The organism is Sporosarcina sp. P1 (genome assembly GCF_002743155.1).
GTDB lineage: Bacteria > Bacillota > Bacilli > Bacillales_A > Planococcaceae > Sporosarcina > Sporosarcina ureae_B.
The window spans coordinates 237,596-260,766 of record NZ_PDYS01000001.1 but is presented as its reverse complement, the minus strand read 5'-3'; the positions used below and the strand labels follow the sequence as shown (position 1 = coordinate 260,766).

Annotated in this window: 21 protein-coding genes; 7 read left to right on the top strand and 14 right to left on the bottom strand. The window is 39.7% G+C overall.

Annotated features, from left to right (window positions below):
* Positions 1-71: 71 nt before the first annotated feature.
* The 4 genes from CSV73_RS01285 to CSV73_RS01270 form a co-directional block, all read right to left on the bottom strand.
* On the bottom strand, positions 72-875 hold the full coding sequence (locus tag CSV73_RS01285; RefSeq protein ID WP_085133329.1) for an amino acid ABC transporter substrate-binding protein: 804 nt from the start codon (positions 873-875) through the stop codon (positions 72-74).
* A 168-nt stretch (positions 876-1,043) separates the two neighbouring features.
* Complete coding sequence (locus CSV73_RS01280; protein ID WP_099626406.1) at positions 1,044-2,435, bottom strand: SpoVR family protein; 1,392 nt, start codon at positions 2,433-2,435, stop codon at positions 1,044-1,046.
* Positions 2,432-3,592: a sporulation protein YhbH gene (gene yhbH, locus CSV73_RS01275; RefSeq protein WP_085133327.1), complete on the bottom strand. Its 1,161-nt coding sequence runs from the start codon at positions 3,590-3,592 to the stop codon at positions 2,432-2,434. The genes CSV73_RS01280 and yhbH overlap by 4 nt, the downstream gene beginning before the upstream one ends.
* A gap of 367 nt (positions 3,593-3,959) precedes the next feature.
* Positions 3,960-5,858, bottom strand: a complete 1,899-nt coding sequence (locus CSV73_RS01270) for a PrkA family serine protein kinase (RefSeq protein ID WP_369802561.1) — start codon at positions 5,856-5,858, stop codon at positions 3,960-3,962.
* A gap of 160 nt (positions 5,859-6,018) precedes the next feature.
* Between CSV73_RS01270 and CSV73_RS01265 the strand changes: the two genes are divergently transcribed.
* Complete coding sequence (locus tag CSV73_RS01265) at positions 6,019-6,882, top strand: YitT family protein (protein WP_085133325.1); 864 nt, start codon at positions 6,019-6,021, stop codon at positions 6,880-6,882.
* Positions 6,883-6,932: 50 nt separating this feature from the next.
* On the opposite strand, the gene purU is transcribed toward CSV73_RS01265, so the two are convergent.
* The 3 genes from purU to fdhF all read right to left on the bottom strand — a co-directional run bounded on the left by purU (position 6,933) and on the right by fdhF (position 11,391).
* Positions 6,933-7,841 carry a formyltetrahydrofolate deformylase gene (purU, locus tag CSV73_RS01260; RefSeq protein WP_099626405.1) on the bottom strand — a complete coding sequence of 303 codons (909 nt, stop codon included), beginning with the start codon at positions 7,839-7,841 and terminating at the stop codon, positions 6,933-6,935.
* 118 nt (positions 7,842-7,959) lie between these two features.
* The gene (locus CSV73_RS01255; protein WP_085133323.1) at positions 7,960-8,448 is read right to left on the bottom strand and encodes a helical membrane plugin domain-containing protein; all 489 of its coding nucleotides are present in this window, start codon (positions 8,446-8,448) and stop codon (positions 7,960-7,962) included.
* An 18-nt stretch (positions 8,449-8,466) separates the two neighbouring features.
* Positions 8,467-11,391 carry a formate dehydrogenase subunit alpha gene (fdhF, locus tag CSV73_RS01250; RefSeq protein ID WP_085133322.1) on the bottom strand — a complete coding sequence of 975 codons (2,925 nt, stop codon included), beginning with the start codon at positions 11,389-11,391 and terminating at the stop codon, positions 8,467-8,469.
* 260 nt (positions 11,392-11,651) lie between these two features.
* On the opposite strand from fdhF, the gene CSV73_RS01245 reads away from it, so the two are divergent.
* From CSV73_RS01245 to CSV73_RS01235, 3 genes are all read left to right on the top strand, one after another.
* Complete coding sequence (locus tag CSV73_RS01245; RefSeq protein WP_099626403.1) at positions 11,652-11,993, top strand: Na-translocating system protein MpsC family protein; 342 nt, start codon at positions 11,652-11,654, stop codon at positions 11,991-11,993.
* A 14-nt stretch (positions 11,994-12,007) separates the two neighbouring features.
* Positions 12,008-12,823 (top strand): formate dehydrogenase accessory sulfurtransferase FdhD, encoded by an 816-nt coding sequence (fdhD, locus tag CSV73_RS01240; protein WP_099626402.1) that lies wholly within the window; start codon positions 12,008-12,010, stop codon positions 12,821-12,823.
* A 196-nt stretch (positions 12,824-13,019) separates the two neighbouring features.
* Positions 13,020-14,300, top strand: a complete 1,281-nt coding sequence (locus CSV73_RS01235; protein WP_099626401.1) for an L-lactate MFS transporter — start codon at positions 13,020-13,022, stop codon at positions 14,298-14,300.
* A gap of 39 nt (positions 14,301-14,339) precedes the next feature.
* Here CSV73_RS01235 and ypfJ read toward each other — a convergent pair whose 3' ends face one another.
* A complete protein-coding gene (ypfJ, locus tag CSV73_RS01230; RefSeq protein ID WP_099626400.1) occupies positions 14,340-15,182 on the bottom strand; it encodes a KPN_02809 family neutral zinc metallopeptidase in 843 nt (280 codons plus the stop codon).
* A 213-nt stretch (positions 15,183-15,395) separates the two neighbouring features.
* Between ypfJ and serC the strand changes: the two genes are divergently transcribed.
* The gene (gene serC / locus CSV73_RS01225) at positions 15,396-16,493 is read left to right on the top strand and encodes a 3-phosphoserine/phosphohydroxythreonine transaminase (RefSeq protein ID WP_099626399.1); all 1,098 of its coding nucleotides are present in this window, start codon (positions 15,396-15,398) and stop codon (positions 16,491-16,493) included.
* A 40-nt stretch (positions 16,494-16,533) separates the two neighbouring features.
* Here the strand turns inward: serC and CSV73_RS01220 are convergent, their stop codons facing one another.
* The 3 genes from CSV73_RS01220 to CSV73_RS01210 form a co-directional block, all read right to left on the bottom strand.
* Positions 16,534-17,385: an STAS domain-containing protein gene (locus CSV73_RS01220; protein WP_085133316.1), complete on the bottom strand. Its 852-nt coding sequence runs from the start codon at positions 17,383-17,385 to the stop codon at positions 16,534-16,536.
* A 30-nt stretch (positions 17,386-17,415) separates the two neighbouring features.
* Positions 17,416-17,841 (bottom strand): hypothetical protein, encoded by a 426-nt coding sequence (locus CSV73_RS01215; RefSeq protein ID WP_085133315.1) that lies wholly within the window; start codon positions 17,839-17,841, stop codon positions 17,416-17,418.
* A 66-nt stretch (positions 17,842-17,907) separates the two neighbouring features.
* Positions 17,908-18,174 carry a YqkE family protein gene (locus CSV73_RS01210; RefSeq protein WP_099626398.1) on the bottom strand — a complete coding sequence of 89 codons (267 nt, stop codon included), beginning with the start codon at positions 18,172-18,174 and terminating at the stop codon, positions 17,908-17,910.
* Between the two features lie 124 nt (positions 18,175-18,298).
* Between CSV73_RS01210 and CSV73_RS01205 the strand changes: the two genes are divergently transcribed.
* Both CSV73_RS01205 and CSV73_RS01200 read left to right on the top strand, forming a co-directional pair.
* Positions 18,299-19,198, top strand: coding sequence for a hydroxymethylglutaryl-CoA lyase (locus CSV73_RS01205; RefSeq protein WP_099626397.1), 900 nt, complete (start codon positions 18,299-18,301; stop codon positions 19,196-19,198).
* Between the two features lie 18 nt (positions 19,199-19,216).
* Positions 19,217-20,143 carry an alpha/beta hydrolase gene (locus CSV73_RS01200; RefSeq protein WP_099626396.1) on the top strand — a complete coding sequence of 309 codons (927 nt, stop codon included), beginning with the start codon at positions 19,217-19,219 and terminating at the stop codon, positions 20,141-20,143.
* Between the two features lie 65 nt (positions 20,144-20,208).
* On the opposite strand, the gene CSV73_RS01195 is transcribed toward CSV73_RS01200, so the two are convergent.
* From CSV73_RS01195 to tkt, 3 genes are all read right to left on the bottom strand, one after another.
* The gene (locus tag CSV73_RS01195) at positions 20,209-20,445 is read right to left on the bottom strand and encodes a YneF family protein (RefSeq protein ID WP_029053123.1); all 237 of its coding nucleotides are present in this window, start codon (positions 20,443-20,445) and stop codon (positions 20,209-20,211) included.
* Positions 20,446-20,555: 110 nt separating this feature from the next.
* Positions 20,556-20,996 (bottom strand): sporulation inhibitor of replication protein SirA, encoded by a 441-nt coding sequence (sirA, locus tag CSV73_RS01190; RefSeq protein WP_085133312.1) that lies wholly within the window; start codon positions 20,994-20,996, stop codon positions 20,556-20,558.
* A gap of 133 nt (positions 20,997-21,129) precedes the next feature.
* Positions 21,130-23,136: a transketolase gene (tkt, locus tag CSV73_RS01185; RefSeq protein ID WP_099626395.1), complete on the bottom strand. Its 2,007-nt coding sequence runs from the start codon at positions 23,134-23,136 to the stop codon at positions 21,130-21,132.
* Positions 23,137-23,171 lie beyond the last annotated feature (35 nt).

Below are 23,171 nucleotides of genomic sequence, written 5' to 3'. Positions count from 1 at the left end.
ACTTCTCTTACAATACTACTATCAACGGAAGTCACACATACCACTTCCGTTGATATAAATTACTTCACTACTCAACGTAGAACTTTGTCTTCTCCGAACCATTCTGTGGAGATTTCAGCTGAAGTACCCTCTTCGTTCATAGTATCCAATGCCTCTTGAAGATTTTCAAGCAATTCTTCATTACCTTGCTTCACTCCAACGCCATATTCTTCTACTGCCAATGATCCGTCAAGTTTTGCAAAGACCCCTTTTTCAGTTGTCATATAATAATCAATGACGACTTCATCAAGTACAACTGCGTCGAGACGACCTGTTTTCAAATCGGTCAATGCTAGAACATTATCCGCAAATTCTGTGATATTTTTTAACTTTTCGTGAATCGGGTGGCTCTCTAGTGCGGGTCCAGCAGATGATAATGCTTGTACTCCTACTACTTTTCCATCTAGATCTTCAATTGCTTTCACGTCAGAGTCTACTAACGTCACAACGACTTGATTATTATCCAAATAAGGCTTCGTGAATAATACTTTTTCTTGACGTTCTTTTGTGATGGTATAGCCATTCCAAATTAAATCGATTCTTCCACTGCTAAGTTCCGTTTCCTTCGTTTTCCAGTCGATTGGCTGGAATTTTGCAGTAGCGCCCATATGCTCTGCTGCTGCTGTTGCCATGTCAATATCGAAACCTACTAAATTATTTTTATCATCACGGAATCCCATAGGCGCAAATTTGTCATCTACACCGATGATGATCTCTTTCGTTTCTTCTTTACCCGCGTCCGCAGTAGATTTGTCTCCTTCGGAAGACTTATCCGAACATCCAGCCAGCAGTAGGAATAATGCTGCGAACAATAAAGCAATAGTCGTCTTTTTCATTGGTTTTCCTCTTTTCTTCATTCTTTAGTACGTTAATGAGTTAACATACTATAAAAATACCATTAGATGCACGAAATGAAAAGGAGTAAAATTAAAAAACTGAAGACAATCTCCATATTGTTGGAGTTATCTTCAGTCTCAGAATTAGATGTGTCTATTCTCTTTTCTTTATTTACTTCTTCTAAACACTTTGTGTCCATCGTATGAAAAGACTAAAGGTTTGTTCTCGAGTATCGTTTCAATGTGCACAATACGTCCCCAGAGTTGATGGATATGCGGTAAAACATGTTCCAAGTAGGGGAGATCAAGTTCAGTGTTTTCATAGCGATGAATGAGATACAGTTCTCCATTACGCATATAGTCTCCATCGTCTACTACTATATAAGGAAAGCCACCGTTCACTCGCTGTCCAATTAGTTGATTCCGGACTGCGTCTGTCTGTTTATCGGATATTTTGTATTGGTTTTCCTGCTTTTGGAATACGTACAGATCTTCTTGTTTAATCAAGTCATCAGACAAATAATTTCGAATAAAAGAAGTATCATTTTCAATTTCACGCGCTTCAAATATTTTTTCCCGTCCCGTCATCGCTTCTTCACCACGTGAAATAGCTTCTTTAGCTAGTATATCGTACCGTTTCTCGATATCTTCATACATTTTGACACCGAGGTAATATGGATTAATTGAAGTCTTGGAAGGTTGTAGTACACTGGCATTAAGTTTTGCAAACTCGATTGTTTCTGAAGGTGTTAAATCCATTTGTCGAAGGATAGTTTGATGCCAATAGGATGCCCAACCTTCATTCATGATTTTCGTTTCCAACTGTGGCCAGAAATAGAGCATCTCCTCGCGTAACATCGTCAGGATATCCGCTTGCCATTCCGTTAGATTACGACTGTTTTCAAGAATAAATAATAAGATGTCTTTTTGTTGTTCTTTCGGATTCTTTTGGTGCATTTCAATCGCTTGTTGTCCAGGAATTGTCCGTTGATCAAGATCCCATAAATCCTCATATGCGCTTCTTCGGGGTGGTTGGACAATAAAAGATGACGGAATGATGTCTCGCGTCATACTTGGATCCACATGTTCTTGAATGGCTAATACCGCATCAAGAAATGTTTCCACACATTTCTTACCGTAGCGTACTTCATAGTCTGCAATTCGTTCGGCTGTAGCTGCCATGCTTTCCACCATGTCTTTACGTGTCTTTGAGAAATAGGTATTATTTTTGAAGAAATCACAATGCGCCAATACATGCGCGATGATTAGTTTATTTTGTATTAAACTATTCGTATTCAATAAAAATGCATAACATGGATTTGAATTTATAACTAGCTCATAAATCTTGCTCAATCCAATATCATATTGCAACTTCATCTTATGAAATTGCTTACCAAAACTCCAATGTGTGAAGCGTGTAGGCATTCCATAGGCACCAAATGTATACAGAATATCCGCTGGGCAAATTTCATACCGCATTGGATAAAAGTCGAGTCCAAATCCATTGGCAATCTCCGTGATTTCATCAATTGCATAATATAATGCCCGTTGATCAGTCAGCGTAACCCCTCCGTTCGCTTTTCGAAGAACTTCTTGAGCGCAAAGTAGACATCGCGGTTTTTTTGCAAAATATAATAATTGAATTTGGGATGTTCAATTGATTTATACGCAGACATCAACGTAGACATTCTACGGTGTTCATTGACTTCGGCATAACCAAACATATTCGATATCGCCAATAATTCATCTACGTGTTCCAAACATTTCTTATTGTCACTTGTCATATTCTCCCCGTCCGAAAAATGCACGGGATAGATATTATAACTAGTTGGTGGATAATATTCTTTAATAACTTCCAACGCTTTACTATAGGCAGATGAACATCTGGTTCCACCACTCTCTCCTTTGTTGAAGAAGTTTTCCTCTGATACTACTTTCGCTTCCGTATGGTGCGCAATGAATTCGATATCTACGGTTTCATACTTTGTCCGTAAAAACTTCGTCATCCAAAAGAAGAAACTTCGTGCCATATACTTTTCAAATTTACCCATTGAACCACTCGTGTCCATCATTGCGATGACTACTGCTTTAGATTGTGGTTTCTCCACGGGATTCCATGTTTTAAATCGTAGATCATCTTCCAGAATCGGTGCGACTTCAGCTTTTCCATTTATTGCATTACGTTTAATGGCAGATAACAATGTCCGTTTTTTATCAATATTACCGATTAACCCTTTTTTACGGATGTCTGTGAAATCAATGTCTTCAATCGTTGTTACAGATTGTTCTTTTTGCTCCAAGTCCGGTAGCTCCAATTCTTTAAAGAACATCTCTTCCAACTCTTCAATGGAAACTTCTGTTTCATAGATGTCCTGCCCTGGCTGATCACCCGCTTCTTTTCCTTCACCTGGCTGCGCTTTCTTTTCTCCTTGCGCCACTACGTCTCCTACCGCACTGTCGCCATCACCTTGGCCAACATGCTTGGACTTGTCGTGGTTGTAGCGAATTTTAAATTCATCTAATGAGCGAATTGGAATTTTGACCATGTCTTTTCCATTTGACAGTATAATGTTCTCTTCACTAATTAAGTCAGGTAAGTTACTTTTTAGCACTTCGTTTATTTTATCTAGATGGCGTTGCTGGTCTTGGTGGCCTTTGCGATGGAGAGACCAATTTTCTTCAGTGACAACGAATCGACTTTTCTGGTTTTCTTCCACTCGTATCCCCGCCTATCTCTCGAACAATTTGTTTCCCTATCATATGCGGTAGCTGATTGAATATTGACAAAACGGTAACAAAACTAAAAAGAGACCTCGTGATTTGAGGTCTCTTGATACAAAATTAAGTAGCTGGAATACGTTTTAGGCAGTGGTTTTGATTATTATTTTATTGATGCGCATTAAAGCTAGGATTGTAATCGTTTTACGACTTGAGCTGAGACATGGCTTGAAATAAGTTTAATCACAACAAAATAGACACTACCTACAATGACTCATCCTAGTAATTACTTCAACCGAATTGCGTCCTTAGCTAGAGTTGCCATCCCATCGCAGACAGCCATTCTACTCACGTTCCTTATCCGGCTTACCGATTTAACAAACTTCCTACGTAACGCAGGAGGTCATTTGCAGAGACGGAATTATAGCCATGTTCGTCTACTAAGCGCGCAACGACTTCATTCATTTTCTTCAGTTGTGTCTCATCGGGTGTAGTAGATGTTGTAGTAATCTTCACGACGTCTTTTAGATCGGTGAATAGTTTTTTCTGGATTGCTTCACGCAAGCGGTCATGGGATCGGTAGTCGAAGCGCTGGTGTTTTCTTGCGTATGCGGAGATGCGGATTAGGATTTCTTCTCTAAATGCCTTTTTTGCATTCTCCGAAATTCCTATCTGCTCTTCAAGCGAACGCATCAACTTTTCATCGGGATTAATTTCTTCTCCCGTCAGCGCGTCGCGTAGTTTATTTTTATTGCAGTACGCTTCGACGTTATCCAAGTAATTATCCATTAAGGTTTTTGCTGATTCTTCATAGGAATAGACAAAAGCTTTCTGAACTTCTTTTTTCGCGATTTCATCATACTCTTTACGTGCCATCGAAATATAATTCATATACGTGTCGCGGTCCTCACTCGAAATGGAGGCATGTTGATCGAAGCCGTCTTTTAACGCACGCAATACGTCTAGTGCATTGATGCTTGGAACTTCTTTTCGGATAATTGCAGAAGAAATACGATTGATGACGTAGCGTGGATCGATTCCGTCCATTCCTTCATCGATAAATTCGTTTTTCAGTTCTACCGCATCTGCATCGTTAAACCCTTCAACATTCTGTCCATCATACAGGCGCAATTTCTTCAAACGATCGATGCCTTGTTTTTTCGATGCTTTCAAACGTGTCAGAACAGAAAAAATAGCAGCCACTCGCAATGCATGTGGCGCAATGTGGACATGAGCCATATCACTGTCACGAATCATTTTTTCATAGATTTTTTCTTCCGCACTCACTTTCAGATTGTACGGAACGGGAATGACAATCAATCTTGAGTGAAGTGCTTCGTTCTTTTTATTACTAATGAATGAACGGTATTCCGTTTCATTAGTATGGGCAACGATCAATTCATCTGCACTAATCAGCGCAAATCTTCCTGCTTTAAAATTCCCTTCCTGCGTCAAAGACAATAAATGCCAAAGAAACTTTTCATCAAGCTTCAGCATTTCTTGGAATTCCATCATGCCACGATTCGCTTTATTTAATTCCCCATCAAATCGATATGCACGTGGATCTGACTCCGAACCATATTCAGCAATCGTGGAGAAGTCTATACTCCCAGTTAAATCAGCAATGTCCTGTGACTTCGGATCGGATGGTGTGAACGTTCCAATCCCAACGCGGCGATCTTCTGAAAACAGAATACGTTCTACTACCACATTTTCAATCTTACCTTCGAATTCTTCTTCGAGACGCAATTGATTTAAAGGAGATAGACTTCCTTCGATACGTATACCGTATTCTTCAAAGAATGACTTCCTTAAAGATTCCGGAATCAAGTGTAAGGGATCTTCATGCATCGGACATCCCTTGATAGCATACACCGCTCCTTCATCCGTTCGAGAATAGGCTTCCAGCCCACGTTTTAACATCGTAACAATAGTAGATTTACCACCACTAACAGGTCCCATCAATAACAATACGCGCTTCTTTACATCCAAACGCTTTGCTGCCGGATGAAAATATTCTTCTACTAAACGTTCAATAGATTCTTCTAGACCATATAACTCTTCATCAAAGAAATTATAGATTTTCTTGCCGTCTTTTTTTTCAATTCCTGCACTTTTTATCATTTCATAAATACGTGAATGCGCAGTCTGTGCAATTTCCTTACGTTCTTTTATTAATTCTAGATACTCCAAAAATGTACCTTCCCACTTCAACTGATTTTCTTCTTTGCGATAATTATGCAACTGACGAATGATATCCAACATATCTCCTCCAATTAGGCTATGATGTATCATCTTATGTTCATGAAGTGTAAAAGATTCATCACGTACTCTGGAAGAAAAATTGAAAAGCTACTATTACTACTACTTTCTTTATTAAAATTCCGTTAAGATAGAATGAACACGTTTGAAAAAGGAGATTTTTATGAGCAAACAACATAAAAAGGAAACAGTAGGGCATTTACTTAGACGTTATTTATTTATTTCAATTGGTGTAGTAATTACAGCAGTTGCGTTAGATTTATTTTTAATCCCTAACTCCGTAATTGACGGGGGCATTATCGGGATCGCACTCATATTGAATTTCATTTCAGGAGTACCTTTTGGTATTTTGATTTTACTCTTAAACTTACCTTTCCTGTTTTTCGGGTATAAACATATTGGCAAGAACTTTTTCTTCTCCTCTTCCTATGCGATTGCTTTGCTTGCCATTGTAGAATTCCCACTTAAAACCCTCGGTCCATTCGTAACAGACTCACTGCTAGCTACAGTCTTTGGTGGATTATTGCTAGGGGCCGGTGTCGGAACCATCATACGTAATGGCGGAGCGCTGGACGGGACGGAGATTCTTGGCATTTTACTTACAAAAAAAATCCCCTACAGTGTTGGAGAATTCGTTATGTTCTTCAACCTCTTCATTTTCGGATGGGCAGGTTTTGTACTCGGACCTGAAAAAGCAATGTACTCGATCATTACCTACTATATCGCCTCAAAAGCAATTGACATTGTGATTCAAGGCCTAGATGAGACCAAGGCCGTCTTTATTATCTCCGATGAATACGAGGAGCTTGGTGAAGCGATTCGTCTTCGACTTGGACGTAGCATCACCATGTTGCACGGTCGCGGTGGCTATTCGGATAATGAAAAAGACGTCATCTATGTTGTCGTGACAAGGCTAGAAATTTCAAAGCTAAAGCAAATCACCACCGACATAGATCCTTCTGCGTTTTTGACCATCATGAATACACAAGAAACACATGGAGCGACTTTCAAGTCACCTATACATTAAAAAAGCCGCCACTCATTCGAGTGGCGGTTTCGTGTCCCGTTTCGTGTCCCTTAATGGAAGACAATGGTTTTATTGTTTTCTACAATCACTCGATCTTCAAGATGCCATTTCACCGCACGTGCAAGAACACGTCGCTCGATGGTACGGCCAATTTTCTTCAATTGAACAATATCATCTCGGTGATCCACACGCTCGATGTCCTGTTCAATGATCGGCCCTTCATCCAAATCATTCGTTACATAATGTGACGTGGCACCAATCAGTTTTACACCGCGTCCAAATGCTCTTTCGTAAGGACGTGCGCCGATGAAGGCCGGTAAAAATGAATGATGGATATTGATGATTTGATTCGGGAAGTGACTGACGAATTCAGGTGTCAGTATTTGCATGTAACGTGCCAACACTAGTACGTCCACTTCGTATTCTTCCATTAACTTTACTTGCTGCTTCTCCACATCTTGGCGGATATCTTTGTTGGCTGGAATGTAATGGAAAGGAATACCGAGTGCTTCGACCATTCCGCGCGCATCTTCATGGTTACTGATGACCACAACGATATCAGTATTCAAATCGCCATTCTGCCATTCCCATAGCAATTCCATCAAACAATACGGTTCTTTGGACACAAATATAGCTGTTCGTTTTAGTTCTACTGCGTATGAAAAACGATAGTCCATCTCATGTTGTTTCGCAATGTCCCTAAAACTTTCTTCCATTTCTTCTTTTTTATCCAATAGATTGTCTAAATGGAATGCGATACGTAGATAGAACATGCCACCTTCTGGATCCGTTGAGTATTGGCTAGATTCTACGATATTTGCTTCGTAACGTAGCAAAAATGTTGAGACCGCGGATACGATTCCCGGTTTATCCGAGCATTTCACTAGCAGTCTTCCGATGTTTTTCTGTGCTGTAGATTGTTCTTCTAAATGTGTAGCAATTTTACTTTGGGCTGACATGTTTTCATCTCCTACAAATAATGTTACTGAATGAATAAGTTCCCCAGCCAGATAGGCTAGGGAACGGGTGAACTCATCTAATACAGTATGAAGCAAAGTAACGTTTTTCGCAAAAATGTTATTCCGCTGGTTTTTCTAAACCCTTACCCATCCCTTTTAGGAAGTTCATACCGAATGTTAACGCACGATTGATATCAGGATCATTGATAGCTTTCATCAGTTGCAAAACGCCTGTTTTCTGACCTTCTTCATTCGCTTGCTCAGCTTCAGATAACCCTTTTTGGACACTTTTTGAAAGTTGCTGAATGGTAGCTGGGTCTAGTGCGGTTAGAATTCCAGCTCCTGCCATCAAATTATTGAGCAAGTTTGTCACAGGTTCCCTCGATACTTGACCTAACGCTATGCCCGTAATCTTTTCTTTTGAATGAAGCATTGCTTGTAATGCGTCTAACGCACCAATCTTATGCAATTCACCCGTGATTTCCATGATTTTCTGCAGAGACTCTTCTTGTTCAGCAATCTTTTTCTGTAGTTCAGCCAACTTGTCTTGCTGTATTTCCAGTTCGGAACGTTCTGTTCTTTTAATAGAAGTTATGGGTGCCGCCATTGATATTCACCTCACTAATTATTGATCTGTTAATTGGACATATCCTGGTCGATTCCACTTACGTTCTACTTCTACACCATTTTGCGGGTGACGTTTTTTATCACGGTGGTTACTCTTAGGTAATGGATTATCCCCCTGCTTCTCGAGCACTTCCATGCGGACCTTTGTCTGCTTATAAGCGGGTGTATTTGTGCGTTCATCTGTGGCAGGCCCAGTTAGGAAGTTGATTGCAGATTGCTTATCTACTGAGTTCATTGGTAAGAATAATTCATTTTTTCTTACTCTATCTGTGACAAGTGCAGGAAGCTTCAACGCTCCATATGGAGAAATGAGTCTTACATAGGTACCTGTGACTACACCACGTTCTTTTGCTAATTCGGGAGAAATCTCTACAAATATATTGGGAACTTTTTCTTGGATCCCCTCTGATTTATTCGTCATATTTCCTTCATGGAAATGTTCAAGCATACGGCCATTGTTGATGTGAAGATCAAATTCATCAGGGAATTTTACTGGTTCAATCCAATCCGATAAAGCAAAGCGCGCTTTCTTATCAGGGAAATTAAAGCCATCGGTATAAAGAAGTGGTGTATTCTTTCCTTCTAGACTTCCCCAAAGGAAACTACCCCAACCTTCCAACATCTCGTAAGAAGCTTCTCCGAAAATAGGACTCAAACTTGTCATTTCAGCGAAGATATCACCTGGATGCGTGTAATTCCAGTTAGCGCCTAAGCGGTTTGCAACTTCTTGGATGATCCACCAGTCTTGGCGGGAGTTACCTTTGTTCGGCAATGCTTTATAAAGTCGTTGTACTCGGCGTTCCGTATTTGTAAATGTGCCATCTTTTTCAAGTGATGGTACTGCCGGTAAAATGACGTCTGCGTATTGCGCTGTACGCGAGAAGAAGATATCTTGTACAACGAGGAAATCGAGCTTCGACAGTACATCGTGTACATAATTCGCATTGGAATCCACTAGTGCCATATCTTCCCCTACAATATACATACCCTTCATAACTCCGGCATCAATCGAGTGAAGCATTTGAATATTATCAAGTCCTGGCTTACCCTCTATCTCTACACCATAAGCACGTTCAAATTTTTCTCGTGCTGCATCGTCTGTAATATGCTGATAGCCAGGTAACCAACCAGGCAAGCTTCCCATATCACATGCACCTTGTACGTTGTTGTGTCCGCGTAAAGGATAAGCACCTGCGCCTGGACGACGGTAATTTCCTGATGCTAGCAATAAATTGGAGATGGCTGCTGAAGTATCGGAACCACCTGTATTTTGCGTAACACCCATTCCCCATAAGATACATGTACCATCCGCATCACGGATCATTTCAGCTGTTTGAATCAATACTTTTTTTGAAACACCTGTTACCTCTTCTGCATATTCGAGTGTATAGCGATCTAATACTTCAGTAAAGTCATCAAAATGCAGAACATTCTCCTCAATGAATTGCTGATCATGCCAGCCTTGATCGATTAAGTATTTTGTCACTGCCATTAGCCAGACCTGATCCGTTCCTTGTTGAGGTGTCATAAAGATATCTGCGCGTTCAGCCATTTCATGCTTTCTGAGATCGGCTACGATTAACTTTTGACCGTGTAGCTTATGTGCGCGCTTTACACGTGTCGCAAGAACAGGATGACCTTCTGCAGGATTGGCACCTACAATGATGACCAAGCCCGCTTTAGCAATATCTTTAATAGTTCCAGCATCGCCACCCATTCCAACAGTACGGAATAACCCGTCTGTCGCGGGGGACTGGCAGTAACGGGAACAATTGTCTACGTTATTTGTACCAAACACTTGCCGAGCAAATTTTTGAATGACGTAGTTCTCTTCATTCGTAATTTTAGATGAGGAGATGACACCGATTCCGTCTTTACCATGTTCGTCACGGATTTGACCTAGATTTTTCGCGACTAGATCCAACGCTTCATCCCAGGATGCTTCAACAAATTCGTCACCTTTACGAATAAGAGGCGTTGTAATGCGTTCTTCACTATTCACGAAATCCCAACCGAACTTCCCTTTGACACAAGTCGAAATCTGGTTGACAGGCGCTTCGGAAACCGGTTGAATTTTTAATATTGTACGATCTTTCGTCCAGACTTCGAACGAACAACCTACTCCACAAAATGTGCAGACGGTTTTTGTTTTATTGATTGTGGATTCTCTCATCGCGGATTCAACATCGGAAATCGCCATGATACTGCTGTAACCTGGTTCTACATCCTTAATCAAATCAACCATAGGCTCCATCAACTCGTCACTCATGTTCGTCATAAATCCAGCTTCACCAAGCATCGTTTTTTCCATCAGGGCGTTGCATGGACAAACGGTAATACAATGGCCACAGCCTACACAAGAAGAATCATTAATCTTCGCTCCGCCATCCCATAAAACAATGGGACGATCGCGTTCCCAGTCAATTGAAAGCGTCTCATTTACTTGTAAGTTTTGACACACTTCCACACACTGACCGCATGCGATGCATTGATTGGGATCATAACGATAGAACGGATGAGTGAAATCCACCGCATCTTTTGAACATTTCGGTTCGTATGGATATTTTTGTTCTTCCACTTCCAAAAGTGCCACGGTATTATGTACTTTACAGTTTCCATTATTGTTATCACACACGGTACAATATAGTAAATGATTTTCTAAAATTCGATCCATTGCTTCCGTTTGTGCTTCCTTAGCACGCGGGGACGCTAATTTGACATCCATGCCGTCGACTGCTTGTGTTGAACAAGCACGTGTTAACTGGCCGTTTACTTCCACGATGCACGTATCACATGTTTGTATCGGGTCGACTTCTGGCAAATAACATATTTGAGGGTGCTCTATCTTATTTGCATTGATGATTTGAATGAGCGTCGACCCTGGTTCGAAGTTTAAAATCTTATCATTGATTGAAATTGACATACAGGCGTCCTCCTTCTCAAATAAAAAATCCACCATAAAAAAACCGTCATGACGGTATTTTTTATGGTGGAATAGTTTCTTAACAGGACTTGCTAAAGAACCGATCCATACTTACTATTACATGTAGGTTGATGAACTTCTAGCAATCGCATACTAGATTTCCATCTTATATATATTTAGTATAAAGTAATAAAGCGTATAATACAATGGCTATCTTTAAATAATTAGATTATTCTGTATATAAGTAAAGGAAGTGTCCTATGAAAAAAATTCATGAGTTTAATGATATCATCCGTAAATTACGAAAAGACTTATTTGGCAAGGGTCCTGAACGAATTCATACCATATTTATAGATAATATGGTGGTCTCTACTCTCTATGGTAATTTGACTCCGACTGAAAAGTTCATAGCCGGAACGCCAGAAGGAAAAGAGATGGTGCACCGCGCACGAACTAGTATGATTCAGGCTGTTTATGCAAAAGAACCACCTGTAGGCTTGGAGGAATTAGTCGAGGCGAAGTTTTTGCACTTATTCAGCGATTTTAAAATTGATGATGATATTGCGGTTTCGGTATTTTTATTCGATCGTTCGATTGACTGAAAGGAGGAAGGATTATGGAACAGCAACAACAACGATCCATTATTCGATTTCAGGATGGGAAAGTCTTTGAAAAAGCAGATCAAGTCGCCGTTGAATATGCAATCACAATTAAACTGAACAATAAAGAATTTGCGACGATTGTATGTACTCCGGAATATATCGAGGATATGACTGTGGGCTTTCTAGCTTCAGAAGGAATAGTACCGAAATGGGAACAAATCAAAGACATTCGACTTGATCTCGAAAATGGCTTTATTTACGTCAATACAGACAAAGTCTATCCTTTCTTTGAACAATTACAGAATAAACGCTATATCACATCTTGTTGCGGCATGAGCAGACAAGGATATATCTTTGCAAATGATGCACTGACAGCGAAAAAGATGGATAGTATCTCTGTTCAACTGATACCCACACAAATATTTTCTTTGATGAATCAAATGGAAGAACAGGCAGAAATGTTCCGACATACTGGTGGCGTTCACAATGCTGCTTTATGCGCACCAGACCAATTATTATTATCACGTATGGATATCGGCCGCCATAATGCGTTAGATAAAATTTATGGTCACTGTCTGAAAAATAATATTTCGGTTAGAGATAAGATCATTGTATTCAGTGGGCGTATTTCATCCGAAATTTTACTAAAAGTCGCCAAGATCGGTTGTGAAATCGTATTATCAAAATCTGCACCTACTGAATTAGCTTTGAATTTAGCAGATGATTTAGGAATCACGACGGTCGGATTCATTCGTGGAGAATCTTTTAACGTGTACACTCATCCCGAAAGAATCGTCATGGATGCCACCAGTCTTTTTCCAACTATATGAAAAAATAATATTGACAACTTTGTGAATTGCTAATAATATACTCCTTAATCCTATCCTACATTCCAGTAATCGTTTAACTATTGTCATTTTGTAACCGGGGACTTTATCAATATTTCTTTTACACTACCGATTAGTCAAAGTGTTTGGGTACTGGAATTAAAGCTATAGGAGAGGTTTGTTAAAAGGAGGACTACGAATGAAAAAAACGAAGAACCGATGGCTGATTGCGTTATCTGCAGTAGGTATTCACATTTCTATAGGATCTGTTTATGCCTGGAGTAACTTCACTAATCCACTCATTGACGAATTTGGATGGACCACAAGCCAAGTACAGCTGACGTTTAGTATAGCCATTTTATTTCTCGGTTTATCAGCTGCTTTTTTAGGTCACTTTGTAGAGAAATATGGCCCAAGAAAAGCAGGTTTACTTGCAGCTGTGTTCTTCGGAGTGGGAGTGACAGGTTCCGGACTCGCAGTAGGTATGTCTTCATTGCCTTTGCTGTATGTCTTTTACGGTATGCTCGGCGGAATCGGCTTAGGAGTAGGATATATTGCACCTGTTTCTACACTCGTCAAATGGTTCCCGGACCGCAGGGGGCTTGCTACAGGACTGGCCATCATGGGCTTTGGGTTCGCTGCAGCCATCAGTAGTCCAATCATGGAATACTTGATCAGCAACGTGGGATTACAAAACACTTTTTATATTCTCGGTGTATCGTATTTCCTAATAATGTTATTTTCTTCTTTGTATCTAGAAAAGCCAGAGGAAGGTTGGGCACCGCCTGGGTTTATTGAAAAAATTCGTTCAGGTAAAACGGAAGTTAAAGAAGATCTTGCTCAATTGACAGCCAATCAAGCAGTCAAAACGAAACGCTTTTATTATTTATGGCTTATGTTGTTCATTAATGTCACATGCGGTATCGCCATTCTCTCCGCTGCCAAACCAATGGCGATTGATAGTATTGGCATGACGACTATTCAGGCAGCCGCTTTAGTTGGTGTGCTAGGCATCTTTAACGGAGCCGGAAGACTTGGCTGGGCTGCAATTTCGGATTATATCGGCCGTCCCAATACGTATACCACGTTCTTTGTCATTCAACTTGTTTTATTTTCTATTTTACCATTCACTACAAACGCAATTATTTTCCAAGTCATTCTAGCCGTGATCTATACATGCTACGGAGGAGGCTTCGCTTCTATCCCGGCTTATATTGGCGATATTTTTGGAACAAGACAACTTGGGGCCATCCATGGCTATATTTTGACAGCATGGTCTGCAGCGGGAGTAGCTGGACCGATGTTTGCTGCATGGATGAAAGACACCACAGGTAGTTATGAAAGCAGCTTATTATTCTTCGCTGGCTTATTCGCGGTGGCTCTAATAATTTCGTTACTCATTCGGGTAGATATTAAAAGACTTCGCAATGAAAAAGAAGGAAGTATTCCAGTTGATCCTGCTATAGCCGCAACAAAATAAAAAATCGCGAACGTCACTTAAAAGTGACGTTCGCGATTTTTATTTTTCTGTTTGATTAAATGTATCTCCACCATCAATAGTTCCTAATTCAAAGCCATGTTCGAACCAATAAATTCGTTGTTTTGCTGTTCCGTGGGTGAAACTCTCTGGAACAACATAGCCTCTCGCACGCTTTTGGATCGTATCGTCACCAACCGCACCGGCGGCAGTAATTGCTTCTTGTAAATCTCCTTGCTCCAAGTATCCGCGTCCCTTCGCATGATGTGCCCAGACACCCGCAAAATAATCTGCTTGCAATTCAAATCTCACTAAATATTTATTAAATTCTTCTTCGCTCATTTTTTGACGGAGCGGCATAACTTGATCTGAAATTCCAAGGAGCGTTTGCACATGGTGTCCTACTTCATGGGCTACAACATAGGCCATAGCAAAATCACCGGGCGCTTTAAATGAATTCTGTAATTCATTATAAAATGCTAAGTCAATATACAGTTTTTGATCACCCGGGCAATAAAATGGTCCTGCAGCTGCACTTCCATATCCACAAGCTGTATCCACTTGTCCTGAATAAAGTACCAGCGTGGGGTTCTCATATTGAATTCCTTGTTGAGCAAATAACTCCGACCAAATGTCTTCAGTATCCGCAAGCACAACCGAAACAAAATCTGCCAATTCTTTATCTTGTTCGGTTTCCACGTATGGTTGATCAGGTACTGCTGAACTATTATCTAATAAATCAGTCGGATTTCCGCCTAAAATGAGAAATAATATAATACCGACAATTCCAAGACCACCACCGCCTAATGCAATCGCACCGCCTCCGCCACTCTTCCCTCTTCGATCCTCTACATTTGAACTTTTTCTGCGTCCACCTGTTTTCATACTATGTCCCTCATTTCGGCTTTATGTGATCTAAACTTTACATGCTTATGTAGATGCTGCTGGATTATAATTTACCCATTTTCGCAATGAAACAAACAAGACAATCCTCTTGTTAATTGAGCAATTTATTGCGAATTGGCAGATAGCTATTCCCCATGTATGATTTTTCATATATACTTTGTTTTAGAGTTGTAAATTAATGAAGGAGTGATTTTGTTGAGTAACCGAAAGTCTGTCTATAATTTTAATGCGGGTCCATCCGCTCTTCCACGCGAAGTTCTTGAAAAAGCACAAGCTGAACTAGTGGATTTCAAAGAATCAGGGATGTCTATTATGGAAATGAGTCACCGCAGTGCTACTTATGAACAAGTACATAATCAAGCAATTGAACGTTTGCGTTCTTTATTCACAATTCCTGAAAACTATGAAGTGCTATTCTTGCAAGGGGGAGCTAGTCTACAATTTGCAATGGTGCCTATGAATTTTTTAGCAGAGGGAAAAAAAGCCGGCTATATTATGTCGGGTGCATGGTCAGATAAAGCTCTTAAAGAAGCAAAGACAATCGGTGAAGTATACGAAGTAGCTTCTACAAAAAACACAAATTATAATCGCGTCCCATCCTCTAAGGAAATTACATTTGAAGAAACAGATGCATACGTGCATATTACCTCGAATAACACGATTTTCGGTACACAATTCCACGAGTTCCCTTCCACTGGAAATGTTCCGTTAATAGCGGATATGTCCAGTGACATTCTGTCAAGACCACTTGACATCAGTAAATTCGGAATGATTTATGCAGGTGCACAAAAAAACCTTGGACCTTCAGGTGTTACAGTTGCGATTATCCGCAAAGACTTGTTGGACAATGCGAATAGTGGCATTCCAGCTATTTTGAAATACCAAACGCATTCATCAAGCAACTCTTTATATAATACTCCTCCATCTTTCGGTATTTACATGTTGGGTGAAGTTCTTGGTTGGATGCAACAACAAGGCGGCATAGAAAAGATTGCGAAGCGCAATGAAGAAAAAGCGAATCTAATCTATGATGCGATCGATAACAGCAACGGTTTCTATAAAGGACATGCTGAAAAAGATAGTCGTTCATTGATGAACATCACGTTCCGTGTAGCGGATGAAGAGCTGGAAAAACAGTTCTTAGAAGAAGCTAAAGAGGCGGGATTTGTCGGGTTGAATGGTCACCGTTCCGTAGGCGGATGTCGTGCTTCCACTTACAACGCAGTACCATTTGAAGCTTGTCAGGCTTTACAGAAATTCATGCTTGATTTCCAAGAAAAACATAAATAAAAACTAAAAACCAAGCCACTTTATGAGTGACTTGGTTTTTTTACTGTTCTACAATTAAAAATTCTTTTGAAAATGCTAATTGTAAAGAACTAAACGTTTGGATATTCTTAAAATCTAAACCAAGCTCTGTTGACGCTTGAGCAATTGCTGGTAAGATGCCTGTAATTGTGCATCTTGTTCCTAATAGGGATAACACTTTTGTCACTTGAAAAATCTGCTGTGCTACCAGTGTATCAATCACGTTCACTCCAGATAAATCAATGAATAAATGTTCAATATCAGACTCTAAACTTTTATCAGGAATGCTTTCTAACATACTGCGTGCACGCAGTTCATCCATATCTCCAATTAGCGGTACTACGCCAATTTTTTCGGTAATTTTTATGACGGGTGAGCTTAATTCATTAATTAAGCTTTGTTGGATATCGAACTTGCTGTTGATGTATTCATTATAAGTTTGTGCGAAATTAATATAAATCTGATCAAATGCATTATTAATTGTGTCACTCCACCGCATATAATCTTCAATTGTAATTTCCTCTTTATGGACCAAATAAAATTCTTTTACGAAGCGCCAATAGGTTAAACGCACATTACTCAATGCATCAATTACATCTTCTATAGGTGTATTGCTGTTCACTCTACTTAGAGCGACAACCGCTGCCCATTTACTTTTGTTCTTCTCAAAGATTTCAGGATCATCAAGTAAACTGCTGATGACTGTTAAATTTGTAAGTTTATTTTGTTCACGAAGTGTTTCTTCCATTTCCGGTTGTGCATTAAGCGAGTAAATAGAATCCTTTTCCACTTTTCTCATTGCCAGCCAAGAAGTTGTAATTTCAGGAAGTTTTGCTAGTAAATATTCATAAAGCCTAACATCGATCTGTTTCATCTTACATCCTCCTGGATATATTCTTCCATCTTATTGAATGAATATAATTAATTGATTAGCATCAAAGTCAAAGATATTTAATATGACTCCAAGAACCGTTATGTATTTGTATATAGATTCATAATACGTGACTCCGTATTCTTTTTCATATTGTGCAATCGGATATATATACTGTTCGTCAGCAGGGATGGGCAAGAATTTCCAAGGTCTTGGAGACGCCTTAGTTTTTTCCGCATGCGCATCCCATAATGTATTATAAAAACTTTCTACCATTTCTTTAGTTAAATCATAATATATAACAGAATCTAGTATTTCAATAGTTTCTACATTCTTTTGCAACCAATAAACAATCGGATGCTCAATAGGTGCTGCATGAACACGTTTCAAAAGGTTTTCGGATATAGGTACTTTTTGAATATCTTGTTTCTTACGATACGTAATATACAAGAACCGCATTTATCCATCTCCTTTGTAAAAGACTTTTATAAAGGAATTACTTGACTAGTATAGCTACTTGCACGCTTAGTATTCTCTATGCTTTGTTCCATCATATCCATATTCCTCTAGTAATTCTTCAAAACTTTTATTTTTTTCACGTTCTTTTCGCTCTTGAATACGTTTTTCTTTTTCTTGTTCGAGTTTTATTTCTTCTTCCACTTTCATTTCTTGCTTCATGCCTTTTAATTTCGCTAACATATCTTCGCTCATTAAGTCCGAAAGTGAAGTTGCAGAATCATCTGTGATTTGCTTCCTTTGATTACTTGATACTTTTCGTTGTTTTTTCGACATATTATTCACTACTTTCTATTAGATAAAGAGTACTATTTTTTATTATTATCCATTTAATTGACAAGGGTTTTACATTGCCCTAATTCGCTTATATTACGTACAATAGATTAGGGGAGGGATGTTTATGTATAGTTTACCAAAAACCGTGACGTTAATCGAGGTTGGACCACGCGATGGTTTACAGAATGAAAAAAACAGTATTCCAACCGATCAAAAATTAGCTTTTATACATGCTTTGCAGCGAACAGGTTTACATGAAATGGAAATCACTTCCTATGTATCGCCTAAGTGGGTTCGTCAAATGTCAGATTCCAAAGAGATTATGGAACGGGTAAGCAAACTAGGCAGGAAACTTGTTCTCACGCCCAATGCACAAGGTGTTGAGAATGCCCTCCAAGCTGGTGGAGATAGCGTAGCAGTGTTTGTAGGAGTCAGTGATACATTCAATCAACATACTATCAATCGATCCACTGCGGAGAGTATAGAGACGCTACGACCGACTATCCATCAGCTTAAAAATAATTATCATTTTGTCAGGGCTTGTATTTCGACAGCATTTCACTGTCCGTATGAAGGTTTTATTCCACTTGAAAAAACTCTAGCTCATTGTAAGAAGTTTGTCGATATAGGTGTAGATGAATTAAGTGCGGTAGATACTGATGGTATGGCAAACCCTTTAGCCAGTTTCACTTTATTTCATGAACTGAAAAAGCAATTTCCGAACATTTTAATCACAGCACATTTCCATGATACCCGTAAATTAGGTTTGGCTACTATTTACGCCTCTTTGCAAGCCTGCGTTGATCGATTTGAAACGTCTGCCGGTGGCCTAGGCGGCTGTCCCTTTGCGCCTGGCGCTACAGGTAATGTCGCGACGGAGGATGTGCTATACCTATTGCAGTCAGTCGATATAGCTACAGGGATTGATATGGACAAAATATGTGCAGCAGTAGATGTAGTTGCACCTTATCTGTCCCGTCCTATTGAAACGGCGATGTATAATTTATATACAAGAAGAAAGTAAATAGAAAGGAGGATTTTGTTGAAACGTAGAGTAGTTTATATTATCGGTATAACGTCAAGTGTTATTACAGCCTTTCTAACATTTTTCGGTATCCTTGTAACCAATCGCCTGATGTATTTAAAAACAAAAGACTCAGAAGTTATTTTACAGCGCGAGATGATCGCTAAACGTTTTGATCGTCAGTGGTTTGAAACTGTAAGAAAAGACGATATTTGGATTCCATCACCTAACGGCTATAACTTACGCGCCATTTTCTTACGGCCTTTAGATACAACGCGAACAGTTGTTATTTGCCATGGTGTAACGGAGAACAAAGTGAATTCCATCAAATATGCTCGACTGTTTGAACGTTTAGGATTTAATTCTGTTATTTTTGATCATCGTCGACATGGTGATTCTGGTGGAAAAACAACAAGTTTTGGATTTTATGAAAAAATGGATTTGAAGGAAGTTGTAACAGCTGTACGTAAACGTGTAGGTAAGCGCGCTTTAATTGGTATCCACGGAGAATCTATGGGAGCCGCCACTACGCTTTTATACGCAGGTACGTATGAAGATGAAGCAGATTTCTATATATCCGATTGTCCGTTCTCGGATTTCTCAGAGCAACTACTGCATATTATTCGTACGGAGATGCCGTTTAAAACGTCCATGAGTTTACGAATCGCCAATTTATTTTTAAAGATTCGTGATGGCTATACTTCTGCGGCTGTTTCTCCTCGTGAAGTGATGAAATTTATTGATAAACCCGTGTTATTCATTCACAGCATGGAAGACACTTTCATTTTGCCTCAAATGACGGAAGAGTTATATGAATTAAAAGAAGGCGATAAAATGTTGAAGCTTTTCGCAAAAGGAGCACATGCCAAATCGTATAATGATAACCCTGATGAATATCTACAAACGGTTCAAAGATTTTTGAATCGTTTCCGTTTATATTCCTGACAATACTATATGGTAAAAAATAAAAAATCTCCGTGCTAGCGAATTTGCTAATCACGGAGTTTTACTTATTTTTTTTTAGCTGGCTTGTCTTGAACCTTGTTCATTTGAGCCATCATTTGGTTAATTTTCTTTTGTGAAGGTTTTTGTCCCATCTGCATCATCATCATACGTAACATTTGTTCATTAATTGGCGGATTGTCCTTCAAATAATTCATCATATATTTACGTGCTATGAAAAAGCCGAGAGCTACTCCGCCGATCAAAGCGACGACGATCAATAAAATTGCTATCCATAAAGTCATTACTGCCAAACCCCCCTCATAAAAATAGTTCGATTACATACTACCAAGAAGGATTATACAACATAGCAGCAGTGAATAGCAATGACTGTACACAAATTGTGCGGAAGTTTTTACATCATCGAATTTTCTAGTATCATGCGTTCTGAGTGTTTAAGTGGCTTGAGCCACCCACATTCTTCCTGTTCATTCATCACGGCAAAAAAACGATCTGTTGAAGTAGAGAGCGCTACAAATAAATCTAGATCCAACATGCGTGATCCTTGGCAATACACTTGTATACTATGCGTTCCCATTTTGATGAAGACTTCTCCTTTGATTAAGTGTGTCAAACGGTATTCATTATGGTATGAATCCAGTTCATCAAAACTTTTTGCCAAGTTATTCTGAATGATATGATCCAGTTCTCTTTGATTTAATTGATCACATAAATATTCAATTTCTTGATAGTTCGTAGAAGGACCTACTGTTAGTAGCTCAAATAATAAACGTTCACGACCCATTATGAAGGATTGATACGCTGACTTAATCTTAAAAATTTCATACTTCCTCATAACGAACACCTCCTACTGTCTATCATAGAACTTGTCCTCAGTAAATCGTGTCAGTTTGCGGAAAACTTCCTCACTATTATTGTCGTAAAGCTGCGCAAAAAACGCACGACTCTAGGAGCCGTGCGCTGGGTATTTAGTTATTTACTAGATTTTTCATTTCATGCACAACATTTTCAACCGTAAAGCCATACTTTTCAATGACTAAGTCGCCTGGCGCACTTGCACCGAATGTATCGATTGCCATGACAGTTCCTTCATCGCCCGAGTATTTATGCCACCCAAGAGAAGCTCCCATCTCAATCGCCACTCTCTTCTTGATATTCTTTGGAAGAACAGAATCTTTATACACTTGGTCTTGCTTCTCAAATAGATCCCATGAAGGCATGGAGACGACACTGACGTCGATGTCTTGCTCTTTAAGAGCTTTCTGTGCTTCAACCGCAAGACTTACTTCCGAGCCACTTGCAAGCAATAAACCATCCGCTTGCTCTTTAGTAGCAGGTGATATAACATACGCACCTTTTGAGACATTTTCCATCGCAAGTTCTTGTGAATTAGGCAATACTTCAAGGTTTTGTCTAGACAATACTAAGACAGTTGGTGTGTTTTTTGAAGTGGCAGCTATATGCCATGCTGCAGATGTTTCGTTTCCATCGGCTGGACGGATGATAGACAATCCAGGCATTGCACGTAATGAAGCCAATTGCTCAACAGGTTCATGAGTAGGTCCATCTTCACCGACCGCTACGCTGTCATGTGTGAAGACATAAGTAACAGGTAAGCCCATTAATGCTGACAGACGAATAGCAGGACGTACATAGTCGCTAAACACGAAGAATGTTCCGCCAAATACTTTCACTCCGCCGTGAAGAGTCATGCCGTTTAAAGCAGTCCCCATCGCGAATTCACGAACACCAAACCATATATTACGGCCTGCATAGTTGTCTACAGTAAAATCACCGGCATTTTTGATCGTCGTCTTGTTCGAACCTGCAAGGTCTGCACTCCCACCGAATAAAGCTGGAACTGCTTTAGCTAATGCATTAATTGAATCACCTGATGCTGAACGAGTCGCTACAGAAGCACCCGCTTCATAAACTGGCATTTGTTCTTTTAAATCAGTTGGAAGTTCATTTGCAATCGCTTGTTTAAACTGTGCTGCCAATTCTTTGTGCTCGTTTTCATAGCTTGCGAATAAATCATTCCATTGTTGCTCTGATTGAACACCTAGTTGGTCCGTTGCGGAATTAAAACGGTCATAGACTTCTTCTGGAACGTAGAAGTCCTCTTCGAATGTCCACTTGTAATACTCTTTCGTAAGTGCCATTTCATCTTCACCTAATGGCGCACCGTGTGCATCTGCTTTACCAGATTTGTTTGGTGAACCATAGCCGATCACAGTTTTCACTTCAATGATTGTTGGCCCACCTGTATTACCTTTTGCTTTTTCGATTGCATCAGAAACAGCTTTTGTATCATTGCCGTCTTCTACTCGTGAGTAGTTCCAGCCATATGATTCAAAACGCTTTCTAATGTTTTCGGAGAATGACATATCCAAATCGCCATCTAGAGAAATGTCGTTGCTGTCATATAGTACGATCAGTTTGTTTAATTGAAGATGGCCTGCCATGGAGATTGCTTCTGCCGCTACACCTTCCATCAAATCACCATCTCCACAAAGTGCATATGTGTAGTGGTCGACAATATCGAAACCTGGCTTGTTATACGTTGACGCTAAATGTTTTTCAGCCATTGCCATACCTACAGACATACCAATTCCTTGGCCAAGTGGTCCAGTCGTTGCTTCCACTCCTACTGTATGTCCATATTCCGGATGTCCAGGTGTCTTTGAATCCCATTGTCTGAAACTTTTCAAGTCATCAATAGTTAAACCATAGCCACTTAAATGTAATAAGCTGTATAGTAACATCGAGCCGTGTCCTGCTGAAAGTACAAAACGATCACGATTGAACCATTGTGGGTTTGATGGATTGTGGTGTAAATGTTGCGTCCATAGTGTATAAGCCACCGGCGCTGCGCCCATCGGTAATCCTGGGTGACCAGAATTTGCTTTTTCAATCGCATCGATTGATAATGTTCGGATTGTCGTTATTGCCAGTTGATCGGTTTTTTCGGTCATGCTGTACATCCTTTCCATCCTGCCTCATATGAGTG

Bases quoted from the DNA above. Each gene is read 5' to 3' on its own strand.
- ypfJ (WP_099626400.1), bottom strand. From the start codon at position 15,182: ATGAAAACAGGTGGACGCAGAAAAAGTTCAAATGTAGAGGATCGAAGA.
- CSV73_RS01220 (WP_085133316.1), bottom strand. From the start codon at position 17,385: ATGAAACAGATCGATGTTAGGCTTTATGAATATTTACTAGCAAAACTT.
- CSV73_RS01205 (WP_099626397.1), top strand. From the start codon at position 18,299: ATGTATAGTTTACCAAAAACCGTGACGTTAATCGAGGTTGGACCACGC.
- CSV73_RS01270 (WP_369802561.1), bottom strand. From the start codon at position 5,858: ATGTTGGATATCATTCGTCAGTTGCATAATTATCGCAAAGAAGAAAAT.
- CSV73_RS01265 (WP_085133325.1), top strand. From the start codon at position 6,019: ATGAGCAAACAACATAAAAAGGAAACAGTAGGGCATTTACTTAGACGT.
- CSV73_RS01255 (WP_085133323.1), bottom strand. From the start codon at position 8,448: ATGGCGGCACCCATAACTTCTATTAAAAGAACAGAACGTTCCGAACTG.
- CSV73_RS01245 (WP_099626403.1), top strand. From the start codon at position 11,652: ATGAAAAAAATTCATGAGTTTAATGATATCATCCGTAAATTACGAAAA.
- tkt (WP_099626395.1), bottom strand. From the start codon at position 23,136: ATGACCGAAAAAACCGATCAACTGGCAATAACGACAATCCGAACATTA.
- CSV73_RS01210 (WP_099626398.1), bottom strand. From the start codon at position 18,174: ATGTCGAAAAAACAACGAAAAGTATCAAGTAATCAAAGGAAGCAAATC.
- CSV73_RS01285 (WP_085133329.1), bottom strand. From the start codon at position 875: ATGAAAAAGACGACTATTGCTTTATTGTTCGCAGCATTATTCCTACTG.
- fdhD (WP_099626402.1), top strand. From the start codon at position 12,008: ATGGAACAGCAACAACAACGATCCATTATTCGATTTCAGGATGGGAAA.
- CSV73_RS01195 (WP_029053123.1), bottom strand. From the start codon at position 20,445: ATGACTTTATGGATAGCAATTTTATTGATCGTCGTCGCTTTGATCGGC.
- CSV73_RS01215 (WP_085133315.1), bottom strand. From the start codon at position 17,841: ATGCGGTTCTTGTATATTACGTATCGTAAGAAACAAGATATTCAAAAA.
- purU (WP_099626405.1), bottom strand. From the start codon at position 7,841: ATGTCAGCCCAAAGTAAAATTGCTACACATTTAGAAGAACAATCTACA.
- fdhF (WP_085133322.1), bottom strand. From the start codon at position 11,391: ATGTCAATTTCAATCAATGATAAGATTTTAAACTTCGAACCAGGGTCG.
- sirA (WP_085133312.1), bottom strand. From the start codon at position 20,996: ATGAGGAAGTATGAAATTTTTAAGATTAAGTCAGCGTATCAATCCTTC.
- CSV73_RS01235 (WP_099626401.1), top strand. From the start codon at position 13,020: ATGAAAAAAACGAAGAACCGATGGCTGATTGCGTTATCTGCAGTAGGT.